The organism is Streptomyces kaniharaensis (genome assembly GCF_009569385.1).
In the GTDB taxonomy this organism is placed as follows: Bacteria; Actinomycetota; Actinomycetes; order Streptomycetales; family Streptomycetaceae; genus Kitasatospora; species Kitasatospora kaniharaensis.
In genome coordinates, this window is sequence record NZ_WBOF01000001.1 from 763,384 (window position 1) to 787,436 (window position 24,053).

A 24,053-nucleotide genomic window follows, 5' to 3' on the forward strand; every position below is an offset into this window, starting at 1 on the left:
CGCCACCCGCCGACGGAGCCCGCACCCCACCCGGAGGCCGGGCACCCCCGACGGCCTAGGCTGGGCAGTCACCACCGGCCCCGACCATCGCGAGGGCATCCGCATGACCCAGGACCACGTGACGCAGGGCGACGGGGAGGCGCCCGGCCTCGCCGACGCCCAACGCGAGCACTGGCACCGGACGTACAGCGCCCACCCGGGCATGTACGGCGAGCAGCCTTCCGCCGCCGCGCTGCACGCCGCCCGGGTGTTCGCCGCCGCCGGTGCCCGGGACGTCCTGGAACTGGGCGCGGGCCACGGCCGGGACGCCCTGTTCTTCGCCCGCGAGGGCTTCACCGTGCTGGCCACCGACTTCAGCCCGACCGGCCTGGAGCAACTCCGAACGGCGGCCGCCGAGCAGGGCGTCACCGACCGGGTCACCATCGCCGTCCACGACGTCCGTAAGCCGCTGCCGCTCCTCGACGCGTCCGTCGACGCGGTGTTCGCGCACATGCTGCTCTGCATGGCGCTGTCCACCGAGGAGATCCACGCCCTGGTCGCGGAGGTCCGCCGCGTCCTGCGTCCGGGCGGCAGCTTCGTCTACACCGTCCGCCACACCGGCGACGCTCACTACGGGGCGGGCACCGACCACGGCGACGACGTCTGGGAACACGGCGGGTTCGCCGTCCACTTCTTCCCCCGCGCCCTCGTCGACGCCCTTGCCGAGGGCTGGCACCTCGCCGAGGTGCACCCGTTCGAAGAGGGCGAACTGCCCCGCCGCCTCTGGCGCATCACCCAGCGGACGCCCCGCTGAGCACCACTGCCGACGCCCCCGCAGGAGACGCCCCGATGACCACCGCCCAGCCGCCCGCCCCGGGCCCCGACCCCGACCTGAGCATCGACGGCACCGGCCTGCTCTGCGTCCAGCTCCTGCTGCGCCTGCGCGGCCGGATCGCCGACCACCCGGCGGGCACGGTGGTCCACATCCACACCACCGACCCGGCCGCCCCGCTCGACCTGCCCGCCTGGTGCCACCTGACCGGCCACGAGTACCTCGGCCCGGTCCCCCACCCGGCCACCGACCGTGAGGTGTACGCCATCCGTCTCACCACCGCCGCCCTGCCCACCCGCGCCGACCGCCCCTGGCACCCGGCCCCGGCCCCGTCCGCCGGCTGAACCGACGGGCCCACCGCGCCCGACGACCCACAGCTCGAACCCGCGTCCCGAACTCATGCCTCCTGGACGATTGTTGGCCGGTTCCCCACGCCGACCACGACCACCTGAGCCGCCACAACAGGTCCGGACGCCCCTGATGTGCCACCATGGAAGGACCGAACGGCCAAGCGCCATACGGAGGTTGACCATGGACCCGATCCTCAGCTGCCACTGGCGCGACCCGGACGGCGACTGGGCACTGACCGTCAGCCGTAACGGAACGACCTGGGAACTGCTCGCCGCCGCGCCCCGCTGGTCCGAGACGCTCCCGTTCGCCGACCCCGACGACGTCCGCCGGCTCGCCCAGACGCTGCTGGACCTCCCCGCCGAGCCCGAACCGTACGAGTTCGAGTGGCAGCTCTCCCGCACCGAGAACGAGCGCACCGAGAACGAGCGCACGCACTTCGCGACCTTCGCCGTCGGGCTCGACCCGACCGACGGCCACCGCCCCTACCTCGCCTACCAGTCCTACTACCACCGGGGCCAGGCGACCGGCCTCGGCCTGGAGGTGATCTGCGAGGACCCCCCGATCGACCAACTCCGCGCCCAGGCCCACGCCTTCCTCACCAGCCTCCCCTCCCCGCAGCAGAGCTCCCGGCGCAAGAACCCTCCACAGCAGAACCGCCCACAGCAGAGCCACCCGTAGCCGATCGCCGCGCGGCCAGCTCCAGCCAGTCCACCACCGGAGCCCAACTCTCCGGCGCCGACCACCCGTTGACGATCGCGAGCAGCTCCAGATACCGCTCCCGACGCGGATCCGCCAACGCTCTCAGCCGCTCAGGTAGGCACTCCAGCGCAAAGCCGCTGCCGCCGCCCACCAGCCCGGCATACCGGTCGATCACCGCCTCGACCACACCCGCCGCCGCAGCCGACCCCGGATCGATCCCGGCGGCGACCGCCGGCCCGGCCACCTCCCGTACGACCGCCGCCAGTCCCGGACACGGCCACCCCGCACCGGCCTCGGCGGCCTCCTCCTCCACGAGCCGGCGAAGCAGCCCGCGAAAGCCGTCGTCCATCGCGAGTTCCGCCAACTCCACCCACGCGTCGACCTGTTCGGGCTCGGGGTCGTCCGGCAGCTCCGGCGTCATCGAGCGCCGCACGCCGGCGACACGATCCCCAGATCCGAGTAGTACCGCACGGTCTTGACCGTCAGCCCGGTCCGCCGTGCCAGATCACCGATCGAGTGGAGCGTGTCGCCGTTCATGGCCACCACCCTGGCGCCTCCCCCTACGGGAGATGCAACCCCGAAATCCCCGAAGTCCCCGAAAGCGCCCGGGCCTCGAAGCCGCCTACGAAGTCCGCCGCAGCAGCGCCAGGTACATCGCGTCCGTCCCGTGCAGGTGCGGCCAGAGCTGCACGTCCGGCCCGTCCCCGAGTGCCGGCACGCCGGGCAGCAGTGGCCGGGCGTCGATCCACTCGACCCGCCCGCCCTCGGCCCGCAGCACGTCGTCGACGACGGCCCGGGTCTCCGCGAGGTGCGGCGAGCAGGTCGCGTACCCGACCACCCCGCCCACCCGGGTGGCGTCGATCGCCGAGCGCAGCAGGTCCCGCTGGAGCGGCCCGAACGCCGCGATGTCCGCCGGACGCCGCCGCCACCGCGCCTCGGGGCGGCGGCGCAACGCGCCCAGCCCGGAGCAGGGCACGTCGACGAGCACCCGGTCGAAGCCGCCCGAGCGCCAGGCCGGCCGCGTCCCGTCGGCCGCGATCACGGTGTACGGGCCGGGGTTGCCCTCCAGCGCCCGCGCCACCAGCCGCGCGCGGTGCGGCTGCTTCTCGCTGGCGACCAGCGCCGCGCCGCGCTCGGCGGCCAGCGCGCCGAGCAGCGCGGCCTTGCCGCCGGGGCCGGCGCAGCCGTCCAGCCAGAGCCGGTCGGGGCCGTCCAGCGGGGCGCTCGCCAGGGCGAGCGCGACCAGCTGGCTGCCCTCGTCCTGCACCCCCGCCCGGTTCTCCTTCACCGCGTCCAGCGCGCCCGGGTCGCCGCCCTCGGCGAGCCGCAGCGCGAACGGGGACCAGCGGCCGGGCTCGGCCTCGGGCAGCGCGTCGGCCAGCTCGCCGACGCTGGCCCGCCCCGGCCGGGCGACCAGCGTGACCTCGGGCCGCTCGTTGTCGGCGCGCAGCAGTTCCTCCATGGCGGTGCGCCCGGAGGCGTCCGGCTGCCAGCGGCCGAGCGAGTCCCAGAGCGCGGAGACCACCCAGCGCGGGTGCGAGTGGACGACGGCGAGGTGGTCCTCTGCGTCCTTGTCGTACGGCGGGGCGACCTGCTCGATCCAGGTGTCCAGGTCGTGGGCGCTGATCCGGCGCAGCACGGCGTTGACGAACTTCGCCTTGCCGTCGCCGAGCACCACCCGGGCGAGTTCGACGGTCGCCGAGACGGCCGCGTGGCTGGGGATGCGGGTGGTGAGCAGCTGGTGGGCGCCGAGCGAGAGCACGTCGAGCACCGGCGGGTCGACCTTGCTGAGCGGCCGGTCGATGCAGGCGGCGATGACCGCGTCGTAGGTGCCCTGGAGGCGCAGGGTGCCGTAGACGAGTTCGGTGGCGAGGGCGGCGTCGCGCCGGTCCATGCCCTTCTGCTCGGCCTCGCGGAGCAGCGACGGCAGGATCAGGTTGGCGTACGCGTCGCGCTCGTCGACGGCGCGCAGGGCGCGGAACGCGACGATACGGGCCGGGTCCTTCTTGGGCCGGCGGTGCGGACGGGGCGCGCGCTTGGCGCTGGGAGTGGTCACAGGTGCCTCAAGGTGCTGCGGTGGTTATCAGACGAACAGTAACGCTAAACGGAAGGCTCAGCTCGCCGGGGTCCCAGGCCCTCATCGGGCCAGAAATCTCGACGAGCCACGGCCGTCAGCCTTCGGCCCCGAACCGCTCCCCCGCCTCCAGCCGCGCCCCGCGCGCCCAGTCCGCCGCCCGCATCTCCTTCTTCCCCTGCGGACGGACCTCGCCCAGCTCGATCTCGTGGCTGCCGGTGCCGACCCGGACGCTGTTCTTGCCGACCATCGCCACCTCCCCGGGCGCCAGCCCGGTCTCCCCCGGCAGCAGCCTGACCGGGCCGGACACCTTCAGCCGCTCGCCGCGGAACTCGGTCCACGCACCCGGCGCCGGGGCGCAGCCGCGCACGACGCGGTCGATCCGCAGGGCGGGGTGGGTCCAGTCGATCCGCGCGTCCTCGACGGTGATCTTCGGTGCGAGCGTGACGCCCTCGGCCGGCTGCGGCACGGCGTGCAGGGAGCCGTCCTCGATGCCGTCCATGGTCGCGGCGAGCAGCCGCGCGCCGGAGACGGACAGCCGGGTGAGCAGGTCGCCGCTGGTGTCGGTCGGCCGGATCTCCTCGGTGATCACGCCGTAGACCGGGCCGGAGTCCAGGCCCTGCTCGATCAGGAAGGTGGACGCGCCGGTGACCTCGTCCCCGGCCATCACGGCGTGCTGGACCGGCGCGGCGCCGCGCCAGGCGGGCAGCAGCGAGAAGTGCAGGTTGACCCAGCCGTGCTTGGGGATCTCCAGGGTGCCGGGGCGCAGCAGGGCGCCGTAGGCGACCACCGGGCAGCAGTCGGGGGCGAGTTCGGTGAGCCGGGCGACGAACTCGGGGTCGCTCGGCTTCGCCGGCTTGAGGACCTCGATCCCGGCCTCCTCGGCGCGCTGGGCGACGGGACTGGCGACCAGCTTGCGGCCGCGCCCGGCGGGCGCGTCGGGGCGGGTGACCACCGCGACGACCTCGTGCCGGTCGGAGGCGAGCAGGGCGTCCAGGGCGGGAACGGCGACCTCGGGGGTGCCGGCGAAGACGAGACGCATCAAGTGCCTTTCTGCGAAGGGAGGTTCACGACCAGGTTCATGAACGACGGACTCAGCGCGCCGCGCCGAACGTACTGTGCGGCGAGACCTTCACGACCGGCGTGGGCCCGCCGCCCCAGTCCGCCTCCCGGATCGCCTTCAGCGCGGCCTTGCGCTGCTCGCCGTCGAGCCGGTCGATGAAGATGATGCCGTCGAGGTGGTCGGTCTCGTGCTGTATGCAGCGGGCGAGCAGCCGGGTGCCCTCCAGCGTGATCGGATCGCCGTACATGTTGAAGCCCTTGGCGACCACGCCGTGGGCGCGCCTGGTGTCGTACCGCAGCCCGGGCAGGGAGAGGCAGCCCTCGGGGCCGTCCTGCTCCTCCTCGCTCAGCGCCAGGTCCGGGTTGATCAAGTGGCCGGTGACGCCGTCCACGTGGTAGGTGAACACCCGCAGGGAGACGCCGAGTTGGGGTGCGGCGAGGCCGGCGCCGGGCGCGTCGAGCATGGTGTCGGTGAGGTCCCGGACCAGGGTGCGCAGTTCCTTGTCGAACGTGGTCACCGGCTGGGCGGGGGCTCGCAGGACGGGGTCTCCGAAGAGACGGATCGGCTGGATCGCCACGGGGTACGGGCTCCTGTCCGTCGAGAACGCTGGCTCACCGCAAGTCTATGCAACGTGCCGGGCCCGCCTCCCATGCCCCTCGCCCCGGCCGGAGGCCCGTCGCCGGAGGCCCGTCCGGGGCCCCGCGGCGCGCTCCGGCATATCCCGACTCCGCTCCGCCGCGTTACCCCGGCCCCCGCTTCGGCGTTGGTCAAGTGAGATTGACCGTTGGCCGAGGCGCGCGGGACAGGCGCTCCGGCCGAACCGAACCGTACGGAAGGTGGCACGTAGGCCATGGCCGAGCAGATCAACCACGACGCCCGGGCGCGGGCGAGCCTGCACCTGCTGGTGCGGGACATCGAGCGGGTGAGGCGGCAGGTCGACGCGCTGCGGACGCTCACCGCCCAACTGGGCAACGTCTACCGGCCGCGCCGGCCCAGCACCTCGGCCGGGTTCGTGGTGTACGGGCGGGCGCCCGCGCCCACCGTGCGCCTGGCGCAGGAGCTGCGCGAGAGCGTGGAGACGCTGGTGGCGGCGGCGGTCGAGTTCGACCGGGCGCTGGGCTTCTCCTGGGACTCGGTGGGCTCGGCCCTCGGCGTCACCAAGCAGGCGGTGCACCGCCGCTACGGGATGCGCCGGCCGACCAGCGAACTCCTCGCCGCCAGCGGCGCACTGGGCGGCCCGAGCCGGGTGGACCGCTCCGACGAGCTGTCCGCGCCCGCCGAGCGCGGTGGCCTCGCAACCACCGTCCCGGCGGCCCGCCAGGGCGGCCTCGACCGCACCCCCCTCGACCGCACCCCCCTCGACCGCAGCCCTCTGGACCGCACCCCGCTTGAACGCAGCGCCCTCGACCGGAGCACGATCGAGCGCAGCGCACCCGACCGCACCGGCATCCCCCTGCGCGGCTGACGGCCCTCCCGAAGGGCCACCCGGGGCGGGGTGGCCCACTCACCCCGCCCCCAACACAGGCCGGCACCGGCGCGAACGTCTGTCACCCGATATCCGTCGGATCCACCCGCACCCGCACCGCCTCCGGCGTCCGCAGCGCGATCCGCGCGATCTGCGCCGCCTTGAGCGCCGCCGCCAGCGCCGCCCCCTGCCCGGGCGGCACCCGCAGCAGGGCGCGCTCCTGCTCCTGCCCGCGCAGCGCCGGAACGGGCACCGGCCCGAGCACGTCCGCCCCCTCCGGCAGCCGGATCAGCCCGAGCAGGTCGGCCACCGCCGCCGGGCTCCCCGACACCGACGCCATCCGCGACACCGGCGGGAAGTGCAGCTGCGCCCGCTCGTCCCGCTCCAGCCCGGCGTGCCCGAGCGGATCCCACCGCACCAGGGCCTGTACGGGCCGCGCGGACGGCTCCGCGACCACCACGACCGTCCCGCCCTCCGCCGAGGGCCGAACCAGCGCGGCGGCGGCCAGCCAGAGCCGCAGCGCCTCCTCGCCGGCCCGCAGGTCGGGGCGGCTCAGCAGCGCCCAGCCGTCCAGCAGCAGCGCGGCCCCGTACCCGGAGCCGCCCTCGACCAGCGGCTCCGCGCCGGGGGTGGAGATCACCAGCGAGGGCTCGTCGGGCACCGTGGCCAGCACCGCGTCCCGGCCGGAGGTCCGCACCGGGATGCGCGGGAACGCCTTCCCCAGCTCCTCCGCCGTCCGCCGGGCCCCGACCACCTGCGCCCGCAGCCGGAACGACCCGCACTCGGCGCAGTGCCAGTCGTTCTCCGCCTCCCCGCACCACGCGCAGCACAGCGAGGCGTCCGCGGACGGCGCCTCCAGCGGGCCCTCGCAGCGCCGGCAGCGGGCGGGCGTCCGGCAGCGGCCGCAGGCCAGCCGGGGGACGTAGCCGCGCCGGGGCACCTGGATGAGCACCGGGTGCCCGGCCGCGAGCGCCTCCCGGGCGGCCTCCCAGGCGACCGACGGCAGCCGGGCGGCCTGCGCGGCTGCGTCCCGGTGCTGGTCCTGGTCGGTGACGGTCCGCGCCCGGGGGGCGACCTGCCGCACCGTCTCCCGGTCCGCGACCAGCGGCCGCGCCCACCCGGTGCTGACCAGCTGCGCGCCCTCCACCGTGACCGCGTGGCCGCCTAGCAGCACGGCCGCGCCCTCCTCGGCGGCGCGCAGCAGCGCGACCTCGCGCACGTGCGGGTGCGGGGCGCGCGGATCGCTGTGGCTGTTGTCGCCGTCGGACCAGACCACGACCAGCCCGAGGTCGCGGACCGGCGCGAACATGGTGGCGCGGGTGCCGACGACGGCGTGCACCGAGCCGCGGCTCACCGCGAGCCAGCGCCGGTAGCGCTCACGCGGGCCGAGGTCGGCCTCCAGCGCCACGTGCATGCCCTCACCGAGCAGCTCGGTCAGCGCCTGGTCCACCCGCGCCACCGAACGGCCGTCGGGCAGCACGACCAGCGCACCGCGCCCGCTCGACAGCGTCGACGCGACGGCACGCGCGATCTCGTACGGCCAGCCGGGGCCTGGCAGCGCCGCCCAGACGGCACGCGGCGCGCCGCCGCCGGCGAGCGCGGCGAGGAAGTCGGGCCCGGCGGGGTAGCGCTGCCAGCCGCCGGGGGCGGGAGCCGGCGGGCGCGGGCGGGGCGGCGGGGAGGGCTCGGCCTCGGCCTTGGCGTGCCGTGGCGGGACGGCCAGCTGGAGGACGTCCGCGAGGGTGCCGGCGTACCGGTCGGCGACGGTCCGGCACAGCTGCAGCAACTGCGGGGTGAGCACGGGCTCGGGCGAGAGCACCTGGGCGAGCGGGGCGAGCGGGCCGGGGAAGTCGCTCTTCTCCAGCCGGGCGACGATGAAGCCGTCGTGCAGCTCCCCGCCCTCGCGCTGGCCCCTCACCACGCGCGCACCGAAGCGGACCCTCACCCGCACCCCGGGCTTGGCGTCCTCGGCCATGGCGGCCGGCACCTCGTAGTCGAAGAACTTGTCGATGGTCAGCACGCCCTTGTCGACCACGACCCGGGCCACCGGCAGATGCTCGGCCCGCTTCGCGCCGCGCCACGTCCGCGGCTTGGCCCGGCGGACCGTCTCCCGGATGAACGCCAGCTGCTCCGGCTCGGCGGCCCCGTTCTCCCCTGTGCTGCTCATCAATCCCAAGTACTACCAGGTCACACCGACAAAAGCGGCGCCCACCCCGAGCGGGGTGGGCGCCGCCTTCGAGCGGTCAGGAGACTCAGTCCTGCACGGCAGCCTTCAGCTGCTCCACCCGGTCGGTGCGCTCCCAGGTGAAGTCCGGCAGCTCACGGCCGAAGTGGCCGTACGCGGCGGTCTGCGAGTAGATCGGCCGCAGCAGGTCCAGGTCGCGGATGATCGCGGCCGGACGCAGGTCGAACACCTCGGTGACGGCCTTCTGGATCGCCAGCACCGGCACCGACTCGGTGCCGAAGGTCTCCACGAACAGACCCACCGGCTCGGCCTTGCCGATCGCGTACGCGACCTGCACCTCGGCCCGGCGCGCCAGACCCGCGGCGACGATGTTCTTCGCCACCCAGCGCATCGCGTACGCGGCCGAACGGTCCACCTTGGACGGGTCCTTGCCCGAGAACGCGCCACCACCGTGACGGGCCATGCCGCCGTACGTGTCGATGATGATCTTGCGGCCGGTCAGCCCGGCGTCACCCATCGGACCACCGATCTCGAACCGCCCGGTCGGGTTGACCAGCAGCCGGTAGCCGTCGGTGGTCAGCTTGATGCCCTGCTCGGCCAGCGCCTTCAGCTCCGGCTCCACGACGAACTCGCGGATGTCCGGGGTCAGCAGCGACTCCAGGTCGATGTCGGAGGCGTGCTGGGTCGAGACGACCACGGTGTCCAGGCGGACGGCCTTGTCACCGTCGTACTCGATGGTGACCTGGGTCTTGCCGTCGGGACGCAGGTACGGGATCGTCCCGTTCTTGCGCACCTCGGTCAGCCGCCGCGAGAGCCGGTGGGCCAGGGTGATCGGCAGCGGCATCAGCTCGGGCGTCTCGTCCGACGCGTACCCGAACATCAGACCCTGGTCGCCCGCACCCTGCTTGTCCAGGTCATCCGCGTCATCCCCCTGGGAGGCACCCTCGACACGGGCCTCGTACGCCGTGTCCACACCCTGCGCGATGTCCGGCGACTGCGCACCGATGGACACCGACACGCCACACGAGGCGCCGTCGAAGCCCTTCTTGGAGCTGTCGTAGCCGATCTCCAGGATCTTGTCCCGGACGAGCTGGGCGATCGGCGCGTACGCCTTGGTGGTCACCTCGCCGGCCACGTGCACCTGGCCGGTGGTGATGAGCGTCTCCACGGCGACCCGGGACGTCGGGTCCTCCCGCAGGAGAGCGTCGAGGATGGTGTCGCTGATCTGGTCAGCGATCTTGTCGGGGTGCCCCTCGGTCACGGACTCCGAGGTGAACAGGCGGCGAGACACAGCGCTCCCTGGGGTTGCAGCGGCTGCTGACTGAAGGCCCCCGGCGGACCGGGGACATCCGGAAAGACTTGATTCATGGAGTGTAACGGTCTGCTTCCGGCGAACGTCACCTGCTTCCGAAAAACGAGACCGATCTCCGTCCGAACTCCAACGCCTTACGATCGGCCGCCGATCGTTTCCAGTCGCTTCGCGACCAGGTCCCAGACGACGTCCGCCAGCGCCTCCTTGGGGCCCACCGGGACGGCCGTCTCGCTGCCGTCCGAGCCCAGTACCACGGCCTCGTTGACGTCCGTGCCGAAGGCCTTGCCGTTGCCCACCTCGTTGACGACGAGCAGGTCGCAGCCCTTGCGGGCGAGCTTGGCACGGCCGTTCGCCAGCACGTCGTCCGTCTCCGCCGCGAAGCCCACGACAAGTTGACCCGAACGGACGCGGTGGGCCGACAGCTCGGCCAGGATGTCGGGGTTGCGGACCAGCGCGACCGGCGCCGGCTCGACCCCCTCCACCTTCTTGATCTTGCCCGTGGCGTACTCGGTGGGTCGGAAGTCGGCGACGGCGGCGGCCATCACCACGGCGTCCGCGTCCTCGGCGGCCTTCAGCGCGGCCTCCCGCAGCTCCAGCGCGGTCGAGACGTGCACCACGTCCACCCCGGCCGGATCCGGCAGTTCCGCATTGGCCGATACCAGCGTCACGCGCGCCCCACGCGCCGCCGCCGTCACGGCGAGCGCATACCCCTGCTTGCCGGAGGAGCGGTTGCCGAGGAAGCGCACCGGGTCCAGCGGCTCCCGGGTGCCGCCGGCCGAGACCACCACGTGCCGGCCCGCCAGGTCGGTCGGGACGGCCCCGCCGCGGCGCAGCACCGCCCGGCAGGCGTCGAAGATCGCGGACGGCTCGGGCAGCCGCCCCTTGCCGGTGTCCTTGCCGGTGAGCCGCCCGACGGCCGGCTCCAGCACGATGACGCCGCGGCGGCGCAGCGTGGCGACGTTGTCGCGGGTAGCCGGGTGCTCCCACATCTCGGTGTGCATGGCGGGCGCCACCACGACCGGGCAGCGGGCGGTGAGCAGGGTGTTGGTGAGCAGGTCGTCGGCGAGGCCGTGGGCGGCCTTGGCGATCAGGTCGGCGGTGGCGGGGGCGACCACGACCAGGTCGGCCTGCTGGCCGATCCGCACGTGCGGCACCTCGTGGACGCGCTCCCAGGTCTCGGTGGCGGCCGGGCGGCCGGAGAGGGCGGCCCAGGTGGCCTCGCCGACGAAGTTCAGCGCGGCGGCGGTGGGCACCACGGTGACCTGGTGGCCGGACTCGGTGAACCGGCGGAGCAGTTCGCACGCCTTGTAGGCGGCGATGCCGCCGCTGACGCCGAGGACGACGCGCGGGGCGTCCGCGCCGGTCCGGTCCGAAGTCGCGCTCATACTCCCGCTCTCCTCCACATCTGGAACGTGCACACCCTACGACCGCCCGGCGATCACTCGCACTGTGGTGCCACACACAACGCCGAAGGGCCCGGCGGAGAACTCCGCCAGGCCCTTCCGGAAACCACGGGGACTGCCTCAGGCAGCCTCGACCGCCTCGGCGGTCAGCATGCCCGCGTTGATCTCGCGCAGCGCGATCGACAGCGGCTTCTCGTGCACGTGGGTGTCGACCAGCGGGCCGACGTACTCCAGCAGGCCCTCACCGAGCTGGGAGTAGTACGCGTTGATCTGGCGCGCGCGCTTGGCGGCGTAGATCACGAGGCTGTACTTGGAGTCGGTGGCCTCGAGCAGCTCGTCGATCGGCGGGTTGATGATGCCCTCGGGCGCGGTCATGGAAGAGGACACGCGAAAACCTTCCGAAAGGGTGGAAAGGACTGACAGGTCAGGCTACACCGAGCAAGGCTAGCAGTTCGGCCGCTACCTGCTCGACGGAGGTGTTGACAAGAGTCGTATCGAACTCGGGCTCGGCCGCGAGCTCGACCTTGGCGGCTTCCAGCCGCTTCTCGATGACGTCCTGCGGCTCGGTGCCCCGGCCGGTGAGCCGGCGGACCAGCTCGTCCCAGCTCGGCGGGGCCAGGAAGACCAGCTGCGCGTCGGGCATCGACTCGCGCACCTGCCGCGCGCCCTGCAGGTCGATCTCCAGCAGGACGGGCTCGCCGCGCTCCAGCTTCTCCAGCACGGCGGACCGCGGCGTGCCGTAGCGGTTGCCGGCGAAGACGGCCCACTCCAGCAGCTCGCCGTTGGCGATCAGCTTGTCGAACTCGTCGTTGTCGACGAAGTGGTACTGGACCCCGTTCTGCTCGCCGGGCCTCGGGTGGCGGGTCGTCGCCGACACCGAGAGCCAGACCTCGGGGTACTGCTTCCTCATATGAGCGACGACCGTGCTCTTGCCGACCCCCGAAGGGCCGGAGAGCACGGTCAGCCGCGGACGCTCACTCATGCACCGATTATCCCGGATCGCGGACGATCCCGGGACCACGGGGCCATGGTCAGGCGGCACCGCCGCCGAACTCCCGCTCCAGGGAGGCGATCTGGTTCGTGCCGAGACCGCGGACGCGCCGGCTCTCGCTGATGCCGAGGCGCTCCATGATCTGCTTGGCACGGACCTTGCCGACGCCCGGAAGCGACTCCAGCAGGGCGGAGACCTTCATCTTGCCGATGACGTCGTTGTCGGCCTTGCCGGCCTTGATCACCTCGTGCAGGGAGGCGCCGGAGTGCTTGAGCCGGTTCTTGACCTCGGCGCGCTCCCGGCGAGCCTCGGCGGCCTTGGCGAGCGCGGCGGTGCGCTGTTCAGGGGTAAGGGGCGGAAGAGCCACGCCGTTCACCTCAGGGTGTGGAAGGAAGGATTGAGCTATGACTGGTTCGGTTCTTCAGGACACCTCCGCAAGTGGAACCCCAAGGCCCTGACCTGCGGGAGCTACGAGAATCGCGGCTCTTCGATGACCTATCGCCGGACACTACCCGGATTGCGGCGCCACGTCAGGAAAAGAACACGAAAAGTCCTGGTCAGCCAAGGCCGACCAGGACTTTCCGGGACAAAATGACCGCGATTGCGAGACTTTGGCGCCTTCGATGTGACGGCGCTCACGTCGACGAACCGGCCGCCCCGCCGCCCTGCACACACTGCGCAGGGTCACCGGACGGCTACCCGGCCGCTCCCGCCCGCCAGTTCACTGCGTCAATGACCCGACCGCGGCGAGCGACGGCTACTTCACCGCGGCGGCGGCCTCGTCCACGAACCGCGCGGCCGCCTCCCGTAGGGCCGCCACCGACGGGCCGTGCTTGAGCACGTCCCGGCTGACGCTCGGCACCACGTTGCGCACCGAGGCGCCGAAGACGCGCGGCAGGTCGGCCATGGTCGCCCCCTGGGCGCCGATGCCGGGGGCCAGCAGCGGGCCGTTGATGGCCAGGTCCACGCCCGCGTCGGCGAGCGTCGCACCGACCACCGCGCCGAACGAACCGAGCGGCTCGGCGCCGGCGTTCTCGGCCGCCAGCTGCCGCAGCACCGCGGCCGCGACCGGCTCGCCGTCCGCACCGACGGCGCGCTGCACCTCGCCGCCCTCCGGGTTGGAGGTGAGCGCCAGCGCGAACACGCCGCAGCCGTGCTCCCGGGCCAGGTCGAGCGCCGGGCGCAGCGAGCCGAAGCCCAGGTAGGGGCTGACCGTCACGGCGTCCGAGAACAGCGGGCTGCCGGGCGCGAGGAAGGCCTCGGCGTAGGCGGCCATGGTGGAGCCGATGTCGCCGCGCTTGGCGTCCATCAGGACCAGCGCACCGGCCGCGCGGGCCTCCTCGACGGTCTTCTCCAGCACGGCGACGCCCTTGCTGCCGAAGCGCTCGAAGAAGGCGGCCTGCGGCTTGAGCACGGCGACCCGGTCGGCCAGCGCCTCGACCACGGTGCGGCTGAAGGTCTCCAGGCCGGCGATGTCGTCACCGAGCCCCCAGGAGGCGAGCAGGGAGGCGTGCGGGTCGATGCCGACGCAGAGCTGGCCGCGGGTGTCGAGGGCCTGGCGCAGCCGGGCGCCGAACGGGGCGAGGGTCATGTCGTCCTTTCCGAAGGTCGTACGGGGGTACGGGGGTTCACCGGGTGGGGACCGCGCTGCCGACCGCCGCCGCCAGGTTGCGGAAGCCGCCGGCCCGGACCCGGGCCGACAGGCCCCTGTGGATGCGGCGGCACCAGAACGGGCCCTCGTAGATGAAGGCGCTGTAGCCCTGCACCAGGTCGGCGCCGTGGATGATCCGTTGCCAGGCGTCCTCGGCGGTCTCCACGCCGCCCACCGAGACCAGCGTCAGCCGGCCCTCGGTGCGGGCGCGCAGCCGCTGGAGGACCTCCAGGGCGCGGGCCTTGAGCGGGGCGCCGGACAGGCCGCCCATGCCGATCTCCTCGACCCGCGCGGCGTCGGCCCGCAGGCCCTCGCGGCCGATCGTGGTGTTGGTCGCGATGATGCCGTCCAGGCCCAGCTCCAGGGCGAGGTCGGCGACCGCGTCGACGTCCTCGTCGGCCAGGTCCGGGGCGATCTTCACGAGCAGCGGCACGTGGTGCGCGGTGGTGCGGTCGGCGGCCTCGCGGACGGCGGCGAGCAGCGGACGCAGGTGGTCGACGGCCTGGAGGTTGCGCAGCCCGGGGGTGTTCGGCGAGCTGACGTTGACCACCAGGTAGTCGGCGTACCCGGCCAGCCGCTCGGTGGACTTGACGTAGTCGGCGACCGCGTCGGCCTCCTCGACCACCTTGGTCTTGCCGATGTTGACGCCGATCACCGGGGTGGAGCTGGTGTGCGGGCGTGCGGCCAGGCGGGCGGCGACCCGGGCCGAGCCCTGGTTGTTGAAGCCCATGCGGTTGATCAGCGCGCGGTCCTCGACCAGGCGGAACAGCCGCGGCGCCGGGTTGCCGGGCTGGGGTTCGCCGGTGATGGTGCCGATCTCGACGTAGTCGAAGCCGAGCATCGCCAGGCCGTCGATGCCGACGCCGTTCTTGTCGAAGCCGGCCGCGAGCCCGAACGGGCCGGGCAGGTCGAGGCCGAGGGCGTTGGTGCGCAGCGCCCGGTCGCGCGGGGCGAGCACCAGCCGGACGAGGGTGCGCAGGCCGGGCACCGAGGAGGCGAGCCGGATCCAGAAGAAGGCGAGGTGGTGCGCCTTCTCGGGGTCCATCCTCTTGAAGACCAGGTCGAACAGCAGCTTGTACAAGGGGCAACTCCCGAAGCAGGGACCGAATTTGAGGGCGCGGGCGCAGCCCGTCGAAAGAAGGGTGGTGGCGGGCCTGGGGGTACCCCCGGCCGAAGGCTGGGGGAGGGCGGGCATGGAAGTGGGGGGCACCCGGTGGATTCGGTGCCCCCCACTGCGGTGGTGCTACTTGCGGCCGGCGTTGATCAGCTCGGCGTGCTCCTGGAGCGACATCACCCCGACCTCGTCGCGCAGCAGCGCGTCCATGCCCTGGACGGCCGCGCCCATCGCCTGGACGGTGGTCAGGCACGGCACGCCGCGCGAGACGGCCGCCGTGCGGATCTCGTAGCCGTCGAGTCGACCGCCGGTGCCGTACGGCGTGTTGATGATGAGGTCGACCTCGCCGTCGTGGATCAGCTGGACGATGGTCTTCTCGCCGTTCGGGCCCTCGCCCTCGCTGTGCTTGCGCACCAGCGTGGACGGGATGCCACCGCGCTGCAGCACCTCGGCGGTGCCGGCGGTGGCCAGCACCTCGAAGCCGAGGCCGACCAGCGCGCGGGCCGGGAAGACCAGGTTGCGCTTGTCGCGGTTGGCGACCGAGACGAAGACCTTGCCCTTGGTCGGCAGCGCGCCGTACGCACCGGACTGCGCCTTCGCGTAGGCCGTGCCGAAGACCTTGTCGATGCCCATGACCTCACCGGTCGAGCGCATCTCCGGGCCGAGCACGGTGTCCACGCCGCGGCCGTGGATGTCGCGGAAGCGGCTCCACGGCATCACGGCCTCCTTGACCGCGATCGGGGCGTCGGCGGGCAGCATGCCGCCGTCGCCCTCGGCCGGGAGCAGGCCCTCGGCGCGCAGCTCGGCGATGGTGGCGCCGAGCGAGATCCGGGCGGCGGCCTTGGCCAGCGGCACGGCGGTCGCCTTGGAGGTGAACGGGACGGTGCGGGAGGCGCGCGGGTTGGCCTCCAGCACGTAGAGGATGTCCCCGGCCATCGCGAACTGGATGTTGATCAGGCCGCGGACGCCGACACCGCGCGCGATGGCCTCGGTGGAGGTGCGCAGGCGCTTGATGTCGAAGCCGCCGAGGGTGATCGGGGGCAGCGCGCAGGCGGAGTCGCCGGAGTGGATGCCGGCCTCCTCGATGTGCTCCATGACGCCGCCGAGGTAGAGCTCGGTGCCGTCGTAGAGCGCGTCGACGTCGATCTCCACCGCGTCGTCGAGGAAGCGGTCGATGAGCACCGGGTGCTCGGAGATCAGGCCGGCGTGGCGCTCCAGGTAGGAGGCGAGCGAGGCCTCGTCGTAGACGATCTCCATGCCGCGGCCGCCGAGCACGTAGGACGGGCGGGCGAGCACCGGGTAGCCGATCTCGTCGGCGATCGCCTTGGCCTCCTCGAAGGAGAAGGCGGTGCCGTGCTTGGGCGCGGGCAGTCCGGCGTCGCGCAGGACGCGGCCGAAGGCGCCGCGCTCCTCGGCGAGGTCGATCGCCTCGGGCTGGGTGCCGACGATCGGCACGCCGTTGTCCTTGAGCGCCTGGGCGAGGCCGAGCGGGGTCTGGCCGCCGAGCTGGACGATGACGCCGGCGAGCGGGCCGGCCTGCTGCTCGGCGTGGACGATCTCCAGGACGTCCTCCAGGGTGAGCGGCTCGAAGTAGAGCCGGTCGGAGGTGTCGTAGTCGGTGGAGACGGTCTCCGGGTTGCAGTTGACCATCACGGTCTCGTACCCGGCGTCGGCCAGCGCGAAGGAGGCGTGGACGCAGGAGTAGTCGAACTCGATGCCCTGGCCGATGCGGTTCGGGCCGGAGCCGAGGATGATCACGGCGGGCTTGGTGCGCGGGGCGACCTCGTTCTCCTCGTCGTAGGACGAGTAGAAGTACGGGGTCTTGGCGGCGAACTCGGCGGCGCAGGTGTCGACGGTCTTGAACACCGGGCGGATGCCGAGCGCGTGCCGCACCTCGCGGACGACGTCCGGCTTGAGGCCGCGGATCTCGCCGATCTGCTGGTCGGAGAAGCCGTGCCGCTTGGCGTGGCGCAGCAGCTCGGGGGTGAGCTCCGCGGCGTCGGCCAGCTCGGCGGCGATCTCGTCGAGCAGGAAGAGCTGGTCGACGAACCACGGGTCGATTCTGGTGGCCTCGAACACCTCCTCCGGGGTGGCGCCGGCCCGGATGGCCTCCATGACGGTGTTGATCCGGCCGTCGGTCGGCACGACCGCCTTGGCCAGCAGCTCGGACTTGTCCCCGACCGGGCCGGTCCAGCCGAACTGGGAGCCCTTCTTCTCCAGGGAGCGCAGCGCCTTCTGCAGCGCCTCGGGGAAGTTGCGGCCGAGGGCCATGGCCTCGCCGACGGACTTCATGGTGGTGGTCAGCGTCGCGTCGGCGCTCGGGAACTTCTCGAACGCGAACCGCGGCACCTTGACCACGACGTAGTCGAGGGTCGGCTCGAAGGAGGCCGGGGTCTCCTCGGTGATGTCGTTGGGGATCTCGTCGAGCGTGTAGCCGACGGCCAGCTTGGCGGCGATCTTGGCGATCGGGAAGCCGGTGGCCTTCGAGGCGAGCGCCGAGGAGCGGGACACGCGCGGGTTCATCTCGATGACGATGACCCGGCCGTCGACGGGGTTGACGGCGAACTGGATGTTGCAGCCGCCGGTGTCGACGCCGACCTCGCGGATGACGGCGATGCCGATGTCGCGCAGGATCTGGTACTCGCGGTCGGTGAGCGTCATCGCCGGGGCGACGGTGATCGAGTCGCCGGTGTGCACGCCCATCGGGTCGAAGTTCTCGATGGAGCAGACCACCACGACGTTGTCGTGCTTGTCGCGCATCAGCTCCAGCTCGTACTCCTTCCAGCCGAGGATGGACTCCTCCAGGAGCACCTCGGTGGTCGGCGAGAGGGCCAGGCCCTGGCCGGCGATGCGGCGCAGGTCCTCCTCGTTGTGGGCGAAGCCGGAGCCGGCGCCGCCCATGGTGAAGGAGGGGCGGACGACGACCGGGTAGCCGCCGAGCGTGTCGACGCCGGCCAGCACCTCGTCCATGGTGTGGCAGATGACGGAGCGGGCGGACTCGCCGTGGCCGATCTTGGCGTTGACCGCGTCGACGACGCCCTTGAACAGGTCGCGGTCCTCGCCCTTGTTGATCGCCTCGACGTCGGCGCCGATCAGCTCGACGCCGTACTTCTCCAGCGTGCCGGCCTTGTGCAGGGAGATCGCGGTGTTGAGCGCGGTCTGCCCGCCGAGGGTCGGCAGGAGCGCGTCGGGGCGCTCCTTGGCGATGATCTTCTCGACGAACTCCGGGGTGATCGGCTCGACGTAGGTGGCGTCGGCGATCTCCGGGTCGGTCATGATGGTGGCCGGGTTGGAGTTGACCAGGACGACCCGCAGGCCCTCGGCCTTGAGGACGCGGCAGGCCTGCGTGCCCGAGTAGTCGAACTCGGCGGCCTGGCCGATCACGATCGGGCCGGACCCGATCACCAGGACGGACTTGATGTCAGTGCGCTTAGGCACGCTGGCCCTCCATGAGCTTCACGAAACGGTCGAAGAGGTAGGCCGCGTCGTGCGGGCCGGCAGCCGCTTCGGGGTGGTACTGCACGCTGAAGGCGGGCACGTCGAGCGCCTGGAGGCCCTCGACCACGTCGTCGTTGAGGCAGACGTGGGAGACCTCGACCCGCCCGTAGGGGGTGTCGCTCACCTCGTCCAGCGGTGCGTTCACGGCGAAGCCGTGGTTGTGCGCGGTCACCTCGACCTTGCCGGTGGTGCGGTCCTGCACCGGCTGGTTGATGCCGCGGTGGCCGTACTTGAGCTTGTACGTGCCGAAGCCCAGCGCGCGGCCGAGGATCTGGTTGCCGAAGCAGATCCCGAAGAACGGGATCCTGCGCTCCAGCACGCCCTGCGCGACGGCGACCTGGTGGTCGGCGGTCGCCGGGTCGCCCGGGCCGTTGGAGAAGAAGACGCCGTCCGGGTTGACCGCGTAGACGTCCTCCAGGGTGGCGCCCGCCGGCAGCACGTGCACCTCGATGCCGCGCTCGGCCATCCGCTGCGGGGTCATCGCCTTGATGCCGAGGTCCAGCGCCGCGACGGTGAACCTCTTCTCACCGATCGCGGGCACGATGTACGGCTCGGTGGTGGCGACCTCGGCGCACAGGTCGGCGCCCTTCATCTCGGGCGACTGCTGCACCCGGGCGAGCAGGGCCGCCGGCTCGGCCAGCTGCGGGCCGGAGAAGATGCCGCAGCGCATCGCGCCGCGCTCGCGCAGGTGCCGGGTCAGGGCCCGGGTGTCGATGCCGCTGATGCCGACGACGCCCTGGCGGACGAGCTCCTCGTCCAGCGAGCGCCTGGCCCGCCAGTTGGACGCCACGCGGGCGGGGTCGCGCACGACGTACCCGGCGACCCAGATCTGCTTGGACTCGTCGTCCTCGTCGTTCCAGCCGGTGTTGCCGATCTGCGGGGCGGTCATCACGACCACCTGGCGGTGGTACGACGGGTCGGTCAGGGTCTCCTGGTAGCCGGACATCCCGGTGTTGAAGACCGCCTCGCCGAAGGTCTCGCCGATCGCGCCGTAGGCCTGGCCGCGGAAGACCTTGCCATCCTCCAGAACGAGCACGGCGGCGTGACGGGTCAAAGGCTCCCGCCGTTGGCGCTGCGTGGTGGGGGCAGGTGCGGTCATTGCGCGGCCTCTTCCGTCTTCGTCTTCGTACGTGTTGCGAGTTGAGCGACCGCCTCGACCCAGGCGGCGTGCTCGTCGGGGTGGTCGGCCCGGAAGCCGGAGTCCAGCTCGATCCCGTCGTGCTTCCAGGTGACGACGAGCAGTCCGGCCGGGACGACCTTGCCGGCGATCCCGGAGTCCGTGCGGGCACCGGTCAGGTGCCCGGCCGGGATCCAGAGGTCGACGTCGCCGGGGCGCCGCACCAGCAGGCCGTCCTCGCCGAGGGTGAGGTCGGCGCGGCTGCGGGTGCCCAGGCCGTGCGCGACGACCCGGTCGAGCCAGTTCCCGGCGGTGGTGGTGCCGTGGTACCGGCCGCTGGTCTCCAGGATGGTCCGGCCGGCGCCGGCCGGCACGGCGGGCAGCGGCGGGATGCCGGACTGGAGGGTGCGCCGCCAGTTCCAGCCCTGGCGCATCAGCCAGTAGATGAGACCGATCACGATCAGCAGGCCGACGGTCCAGCCGATGTAACCGGGCCAGTTGGTGACCTTGGCCTGCTCCTGGGCGAGCGCGCCGTAGGCCTTCACGCGTCGCCGCCCTGCTCGACCAGCTCGCCGGCCAGGACGGTGGCCCGCCCGCGCAGGAAGGTGGCGTGCACCCGTCCGGGCAGGTCGAGGCCCCGGTAGGGGGTGTTGCGGCTGCGCGTGGCGAAGCTGTCGGGGTTCACGGCACCACGGTACGCGGGATCGAACAGCACCAGGTTGGCCGGCTCACCGACCGAGATGGGCCGCCCGTGCCCGGCGAGACGGCCGATCCGGGCCGGCCGGTGGGACATCCGGTCGGCGACGCCCTCCCAGTTCATCAGGCCGGTGTCGACCATGGTCTGCTGAACGACCGACAGCGCGGTCTCCAGGCCGACCATGCCCATCGCGGCGACGGCCCACTCGCAGTCCTTGTCCTCAGCCGGGTGCGGCGCGTGGTCGGTGGCGACGGCGTCGATGGTGCCGTCGGCGAGTGCCTTGCGCAGTGCCTTGACGTCCTCGGCGGTGCGCAGCGGCGGGTTGACCTTGTACACCGGGTCGTAGGAGCGGACCACCTCGTCGGTGAGCAGCAGGTGGTGCGGGGTGACCTCGGCGGTGACGTCCCAGCCCTTGGCCTTGGCCCAGCGGATGATCTCGACGGAGCCTGCGGTGGAGACGTGGCAGACGTGCAGCCGGGAGCCGACGTGCGCGGCGAGCAGCACGTCGCGGGCGATGATCGCCTCCTCGGCGACGGCCGGCCAGCCGCCGAGCCCGAGCTCGCCGGAGACCTGGCCCTCGTTCATCTGGGCGCCCTCGGTGAGCCGCGGCTCCTGGGCGTGCTGGGCGACGACGCCGTCGAAGGCCTTGACGTACTCCAGGGCGCGGCGCATCAGGACGGCGTCGTCGACGCACTTGCCGTCGTCGGAGAAGACCCGGACGTTCGCGGCCGACTCGTGCATGGCGCCCAGCTCGGCGAGCTTCTTGCCCTCCAGGCCGACGGTGACGGCGCCGACCGGGCGCACGTCGCAGTAGCCGGCCTCCTGGCCGAGCCGCCAGACCTGCTCGACCACGCCGGCGGTGTCGGCCACCGGGGTGGTGTTGGCCATCGCGTGCACGGCGGTGAAGCCGCCCATCGCGGCGGCCTGGGTGCCGGTGAGCACGGTCTCGGCGTCCTCGCGGCCGGGCTCGCGCAGGTGGGTGTGGAGGTCGACCAGGCCGGGCAGCACGATCAGGCCGGTGGCGTCGATCTCGATGTCCGCCTCGGTCGCCAGGTCGGTGCCGATCGCCTTGATCACACCGTCGGCGAGGTGGAGGTCCTGCGGGGCGCCGCCGACGATCTGGGCGTTGCGGATCAGGTAGGTGGTCACTGAGCGGTCTCCACGGAGTCGGTGCGGGGGGCGTCGGCGGGGCCGTCGGCGAAGACGGCGCCGCCGAGCAGCAGGTACAGGACGGCCATCCGGACGGAGACGCCGTTGGCGACCTGCTCGACCACGGTGCAGCGCGGCGAGTCGGCGACCTCGGCGGTGATCTCCATGCCGCGGACCATCGGGCCGGGGTGCATCACGATCGCGTGCTCCGGCAGCTGGGCCATCCGGGTGGCGTTCATGCCGTAGCGGCGGCTGTACTCGCGCTCGGTCGGGAAGAACGCGGCGTTCATCCGCTCGCGCTGCACCCGCAGCATCATCAGCGCGTCCGTCTTGGGGAGCACGCTCTCCAGGTCGTAGCTGATCTCGCAGGGCCAGTTCTCGATGCCGATCGGCAGCAGCGTCGGCGGGGCGACGAAGGTGACCTGGGCACCGAGGGTGGTCAGCAGGTGGACGTTGGAGCGGGCGACCCGGCTGTGCAGGACGTCGCCGACGATCGTCACCCGGCGCCCGGCGAGGTCGTTCCCTCCACCCGGGTTGAGGTGGCGGCGCATGGTGAAGGCGTCGAGCAGCGCCTGGGTGGGGTGCTCGTGGGTGCCGTCACCGGCGTTGATCACGCTGCCGTGCAGCCAGTCGGACTGGGCCAGGCGGGCCGGCGCGCCGGAGGCGTGGTGCCGGATGACGACCGCGTCGGCGCCCATGGCCTGCAGCGTCAGCGCGGTGTCCTTGAGGCTCTCGCCCTTGGAGACGGAGGAGCCCTTGGCGGAGAAGTTGATGACGTCGGCGGAGAGCCGCTTCTCGGCGACCTCGAAGGAGGTCTTGGTGCGGGTCGAGTCCTCGAAGAAGAGGTTGACGACGGTCCGGCCGCGCAGCGTGGGCAGCTTCTTGACGGCCCGTCCGGAGAGCTGGGCCAGCTCCTCGGCGGTGTCCAGGATCAGCAGCGCGTCGTCGCGGCTGAGATCGGCGGCGGAGACGAGGTGGCGCTTCACGCGGGTTACTCCGGGAGGTGCGGTTCGGACGGCTGGGCGGCCAGGGCCTGCGAGGAGCGTGCGGTGTAGTCGCGGTCGCCGACCAGGACGGCGTCCACGCCGTCGCTGTCGGAGAGCCGGACCTGCACGGCCTCGCGCAGCGAGGTGGGGAGGTTCTTGCCCACGTAGTCGGCGCGGATCGGCAGCTCGCGGTGGCCGCGGTCGACCAGGACGGCCAGCTGGACGGCGCGCGGGCGGCCGATGTCGCTGAGCGCGTCGAGCGCGGCGCGGATGGTGCGGCCGGAGAAGAGCACGTCGTCGACGAGGACGACCAGCTTGCCGTCGATGCCGCCGGGCGGGATCTCGGTGTGCTCCAGGGCGCGGGCGGGCTTGAGCCGCAGGTCGTCCCGGTACATCGTGATGTCGAGGGTGCCGAGCGGGATGTCGCGGCCGGTGATCTGGGCCAGCCGGGCGTGCAGGCGGCGGGCGAGGTGGACGCCCCTGGTGTGGATGCCGAGCAGCACGACGTCCTCGGCGCCCTTGGCGCGCTCGACGATCTCGTGCGCTATCCGGGTGACGACCCGGGCGATGTCCGTGCCGTCCAGCACCTGGTGCGGCGCTCGGGGTGACGGATCCTGGTGTGTGGTCATGCCGAAGCGGACCTCCTTCCCCGCCTCACGGGACGGGCCTTAAAGGATGCCTGGAAGGGCCCCCGCCGACCGGGCGCGGGCTTCGGGTCATCCTATCAGCGCGCCGACCGGCAAACGGACGTGCACGATTCCGCTTCACCGGGTTAACGCCGCGGACGCGTCGCCGATGCGGGCCATTCGCACGACTGCCCCATTCGGCTTGACGCAACTACCTTACTCTACGTAACCTCACAGTGAGTTACGAGACGGACGTCGAACCCACCGGTAACGGCGTCGGCATCGGCCCGTGACCCACCACTGAACGCGAAGCAATCTCGTCCGGGGAGATCAATGTCCAGCGACTACGCGAAGCAGCTCGGAGGCAAGCTCCGAGCGATCCGCACTCAGCAGGGGCTCTCCCTGCACGGTGTCGAGGAGAAGTCCCAGGGGCGCTGGAAGGCAGTCGTCGTCGGCTCGTACGAGCGCGGCGACCGTGCGGTCACCGTGCAGCGGCTGGCCGAGCTGGCGGAGTTCTACGGCGTCCCGGTGCAGGAGCTGCTGCCGGGCGGTACGCCCGGCGGTGCCGCCGAGCCGCCGCCGCGCCTGGTGCTCGACCTGGAGAGACTGACCCAGGTCCCGTCGGAGAAGGCCGGCCCGCTGCAGCGCTACGCGGCGACCATCCAGAGCCAGCGCGGCGACTACAACGGCAAGGTGCTGTCGATCCGCCAGGACGACCTGCGCACCCTGGCCGTCATCTACGACCAGTCGCCGTCGATCCTCACCGAGCAGCTCATCTCCTGGGGCGTGCTGAACCCCGACGCGCGCCGGGCGGTGCGCGAGGAGGAGGCGAGCTGACGCTCGGCGGCAGCGGCTCCACTG

At 72.6% G+C, this 24,053-nt stretch carries 24 protein-coding genes; 5 read left to right on the forward strand and 19 right to left on the reverse strand.

Features of this window, described 5'->3' with window-relative positions; translation table 11 throughout:
• Window positions 1-103 precede the first annotated feature (103 nt).
• From F7Q99_RS03420 to F7Q99_RS03430, 3 genes are all read left to right on the forward strand, one after another.
• Window positions 104-793 (forward strand): class I SAM-dependent methyltransferase, encoded by a 690-nt coding sequence (locus tag F7Q99_RS03420; RefSeq protein ID WP_153460015.1) that lies wholly within the window; start codon window positions 104-106, stop codon window positions 791-793.
• Between the two features lie 35 nt (window positions 794-828).
• Window positions 829-1,155, forward strand: coding sequence for a sulfurtransferase TusA family protein (locus F7Q99_RS03425; protein WP_153460016.1), 327 nt, complete (start codon window positions 829-831; stop codon window positions 1,153-1,155).
• Between the two features lie 187 nt (window positions 1,156-1,342).
• Window positions 1,343-1,840, forward strand: a complete 498-nt coding sequence (locus F7Q99_RS03430; RefSeq protein WP_153460017.1) for a hypothetical protein — start codon at window positions 1,343-1,345, stop codon at window positions 1,838-1,840.
• Here F7Q99_RS03430 and F7Q99_RS03435 read toward each other — a convergent pair.
• From F7Q99_RS03435 to def, 5 genes are all read right to left on the reverse strand, one after another.
• The gene (locus tag F7Q99_RS03435; RefSeq protein ID WP_326846206.1) at window positions 1,758-2,294 is read right to left on the reverse strand and encodes a hypothetical protein; all 537 of its coding nucleotides are present in this window, start codon (window positions 2,292-2,294) and stop codon (window positions 1,758-1,760) included. The genes F7Q99_RS03430 and F7Q99_RS03435 overlap by 83 nt on opposite strands.
• Complete coding sequence (locus F7Q99_RS43580; protein ID WP_407697732.1) at window positions 2,279-2,398, reverse strand: MerR family transcriptional regulator; 120 nt, start codon at window positions 2,396-2,398, stop codon at window positions 2,279-2,281. The genes F7Q99_RS03435 and F7Q99_RS43580 overlap by 16 nt, the downstream gene beginning before the upstream one ends.
• Window positions 2,399-2,483: 85 nt before the next feature.
• Window positions 2,484-3,917, reverse strand: a complete 1,434-nt coding sequence (locus tag F7Q99_RS03440) for an RsmB/NOP family class I SAM-dependent RNA methyltransferase (protein ID WP_326846207.1) — start codon at window positions 3,915-3,917, stop codon at window positions 2,484-2,486.
• A 115-nt stretch (window positions 3,918-4,032) separates the two neighbouring features.
• Entirely contained in the window at window positions 4,033-4,977 is a 945-nt protein-coding gene (gene fmt, locus F7Q99_RS03445; RefSeq protein WP_153460018.1) for a methionyl-tRNA formyltransferase, read from the reverse strand.
• 52 nt (window positions 4,978-5,029) lie between these two features.
• Window positions 5,030-5,575, reverse strand: coding sequence for a peptide deformylase (def, locus tag F7Q99_RS03450; RefSeq protein WP_326846208.1), 546 nt, complete (start codon window positions 5,573-5,575; stop codon window positions 5,030-5,032).
• Between the two features lie 273 nt (window positions 5,576-5,848).
• On the opposite strand from def, the gene F7Q99_RS40855 reads away from it, so the two are divergent.
• The gene (locus F7Q99_RS40855) at window positions 5,849-6,463 is read left to right on the forward strand and encodes a hypothetical protein (RefSeq protein WP_230210148.1); all 615 of its coding nucleotides are present in this window, start codon (window positions 5,849-5,851) and stop codon (window positions 6,461-6,463) included.
• Between the two features lie 82 nt (window positions 6,464-6,545).
• Here F7Q99_RS40855 and F7Q99_RS03460 read toward each other — a convergent pair whose 3' ends face one another.
• The 14 genes from F7Q99_RS03460 to pyrR form a co-directional block, all read right to left on the reverse strand.
• Window positions 6,546-8,630, reverse strand: coding sequence for a primosomal protein N' (locus tag F7Q99_RS03460; RefSeq protein WP_153460019.1), 2,085 nt, complete (start codon window positions 8,628-8,630; stop codon window positions 6,546-6,548).
• 85 nt (window positions 8,631-8,715) lie between these two features.
• Window positions 8,716-9,939: a methionine adenosyltransferase gene (gene metK / locus F7Q99_RS03465; protein ID WP_326846209.1), complete on the reverse strand. Its 1,224-nt coding sequence runs from the start codon at window positions 9,937-9,939 to the stop codon at window positions 8,716-8,718.
• A gap of 155 nt (window positions 9,940-10,094) precedes the next feature.
• On the reverse strand, window positions 10,095-11,345 hold the full coding sequence (gene coaBC / locus F7Q99_RS03470; RefSeq protein WP_153460020.1) for a bifunctional phosphopantothenoylcysteine decarboxylase/phosphopantothenate--cysteine ligase CoaBC: 1,251 nt from the start codon (window positions 11,343-11,345) through the stop codon (window positions 10,095-10,097).
• 138 nt (window positions 11,346-11,483) lie between these two features.
• Window positions 11,484-11,750: a DNA-directed RNA polymerase subunit omega gene (rpoZ, locus tag F7Q99_RS03475; RefSeq protein ID WP_030056185.1), complete on the reverse strand. Its 267-nt coding sequence runs from the start codon at window positions 11,748-11,750 to the stop codon at window positions 11,484-11,486.
• 37 nt (window positions 11,751-11,787) lie between these two features.
• Window positions 11,788-12,345 (reverse strand): guanylate kinase, encoded by a 558-nt coding sequence (gene gmk, locus F7Q99_RS03480; protein WP_153460021.1) that lies wholly within the window; start codon window positions 12,343-12,345, stop codon window positions 11,788-11,790.
• A gap of 49 nt (window positions 12,346-12,394) precedes the next feature.
• Complete coding sequence (gene mihF / locus F7Q99_RS03485; RefSeq protein ID WP_030056187.1) at window positions 12,395-12,721, reverse strand: integration host factor, actinobacterial type; 327 nt, start codon at window positions 12,719-12,721, stop codon at window positions 12,395-12,397.
• 390 nt (window positions 12,722-13,111) lie between these two features.
• Window positions 13,112-13,945: an orotidine-5'-phosphate decarboxylase gene (gene pyrF / locus F7Q99_RS03490; RefSeq protein WP_153460022.1), complete on the reverse strand. Its 834-nt coding sequence runs from the start codon at window positions 13,943-13,945 to the stop codon at window positions 13,112-13,114.
• A gap of 37 nt (window positions 13,946-13,982) precedes the next feature.
• Window positions 13,983-15,086 carry a quinone-dependent dihydroorotate dehydrogenase gene (locus F7Q99_RS03495; protein WP_153460023.1) on the reverse strand — a complete coding sequence of 368 codons (1,104 nt, stop codon included), beginning with the start codon at window positions 15,084-15,086 and terminating at the stop codon, window positions 13,983-13,985.
• Window positions 15,087-15,248: 162 nt separating this feature from the next.
• A complete protein-coding gene (carB, locus tag F7Q99_RS03500) occupies window positions 15,249-18,557 on the reverse strand; it encodes a carbamoyl-phosphate synthase large subunit (RefSeq protein WP_326846210.1) in 3,309 nt (1,102 codons plus the stop codon).
• Window positions 18,550-19,716 carry a glutamine-hydrolyzing carbamoyl-phosphate synthase small subunit gene (gene carA / locus F7Q99_RS03505; protein ID WP_153460024.1) on the reverse strand — a complete coding sequence of 389 codons (1,167 nt, stop codon included), beginning with the start codon at window positions 19,714-19,716 and terminating at the stop codon, window positions 18,550-18,552. Before carA ends, carB begins: the two co-directional genes overlap by 8 nt.
• Window positions 19,713-20,279, reverse strand: coding sequence for a PH-like domain-containing protein (locus F7Q99_RS03510; protein ID WP_326846211.1), 567 nt, complete (start codon window positions 20,277-20,279; stop codon window positions 19,713-19,715). Before F7Q99_RS03510 ends, carA begins: the two co-directional genes overlap by 4 nt.
• Entirely contained in the window at window positions 20,276-21,580 is a 1,305-nt protein-coding gene (locus tag F7Q99_RS03515; RefSeq protein WP_326846212.1) for a dihydroorotase, read from the reverse strand. Before F7Q99_RS03515 ends, F7Q99_RS03510 begins: the two co-directional genes overlap by 4 nt.
• The gene (locus F7Q99_RS03520; protein ID WP_326846213.1) at window positions 21,577-22,566 is read right to left on the reverse strand and encodes an aspartate carbamoyltransferase catalytic subunit; all 990 of its coding nucleotides are present in this window, start codon (window positions 22,564-22,566) and stop codon (window positions 21,577-21,579) included. The genes F7Q99_RS03515 and F7Q99_RS03520 overlap by 4 nt, the downstream gene beginning before the upstream one ends.
• Before the next feature lie 5 nt (window positions 22,567-22,571).
• Entirely contained in the window at window positions 22,572-23,195 is a 624-nt protein-coding gene (gene pyrR, locus F7Q99_RS03525) for a bifunctional pyr operon transcriptional regulator/uracil phosphoribosyltransferase PyrR (protein WP_153460025.1), read from the reverse strand.
• Window positions 23,196-23,525: 330 nt separating this feature from the next.
• Between pyrR and bldD the strand changes: the two genes are divergently transcribed.
• Entirely contained in the window at window positions 23,526-24,029 is a 504-nt protein-coding gene (bldD, locus tag F7Q99_RS03530) for a transcriptional regulator BldD (protein ID WP_031072501.1), read from the forward strand.
• Window positions 24,030-24,053: the final 24 nt, after the last annotated feature.

Bases quoted from the DNA above. Each gene is read 5' to 3' on its own strand.
- F7Q99_RS43580 (WP_407697732.1), bottom strand. From the start codon at position 2,398: ATGAACGGCGACACGCTCCACTCGATCGGTGATCTGGCACGGCGGACC.
- F7Q99_RS03460 (WP_153460019.1), bottom strand. From the start codon at position 8,630: ATGAGCAGCACAGGGGAGAACGGGGCCGCCGAGCCGGAGCAGCTGGCG.
- fmt (WP_153460018.1), bottom strand. From the start codon at position 4,977: ATGCGTCTCGTCTTCGCCGGCACCCCCGAGGTCGCCGTTCCCGCCCTG.
- F7Q99_RS03420 (WP_153460015.1), top strand. From the start codon at position 104: ATGACCCAGGACCACGTGACGCAGGGCGACGGGGAGGCGCCCGGCCTC.
- F7Q99_RS03425 (WP_153460016.1), top strand. From the start codon at position 829: ATGACCACCGCCCAGCCGCCCGCCCCGGGCCCCGACCCCGACCTGAGC.
- bldD (WP_031072501.1), top strand. From the start codon at position 23,526: ATGTCCAGCGACTACGCGAAGCAGCTCGGAGGCAAGCTCCGAGCGATC.
- F7Q99_RS40855 (WP_230210148.1), top strand. From the start codon at position 5,849: ATGGCCGAGCAGATCAACCACGACGCCCGGGCGCGGGCGAGCCTGCAC.
- carA (WP_153460024.1), bottom strand. From the start codon at position 19,716: ATGACCGCACCTGCCCCCACCACGCAGCGCCAACGGCGGGAGCCTTTG.
- pyrF (WP_153460022.1), bottom strand. From the start codon at position 13,945: ATGACCCTCGCCCCGTTCGGCGCCCGGCTGCGCCAGGCCCTCGACACC.
- gmk (WP_153460021.1), bottom strand. From the start codon at position 12,345: ATGAGTGAGCGTCCGCGGCTGACCGTGCTCTCCGGCCCTTCGGGGGTC.
- coaBC (WP_153460020.1), bottom strand. From the start codon at position 11,345: ATGAGCGCGACTTCGGACCGGACCGGCGCGGACGCCCCGCGCGTCGTC.
- pyrR (WP_153460025.1), bottom strand. From the start codon at position 23,195: ATGACCACACACCAGGATCCGTCACCCCGAGCGCCGCACCAGGTGCTG.
- F7Q99_RS03430 (WP_153460017.1), top strand. From the start codon at position 1,343: ATGGACCCGATCCTCAGCTGCCACTGGCGCGACCCGGACGGCGACTGG.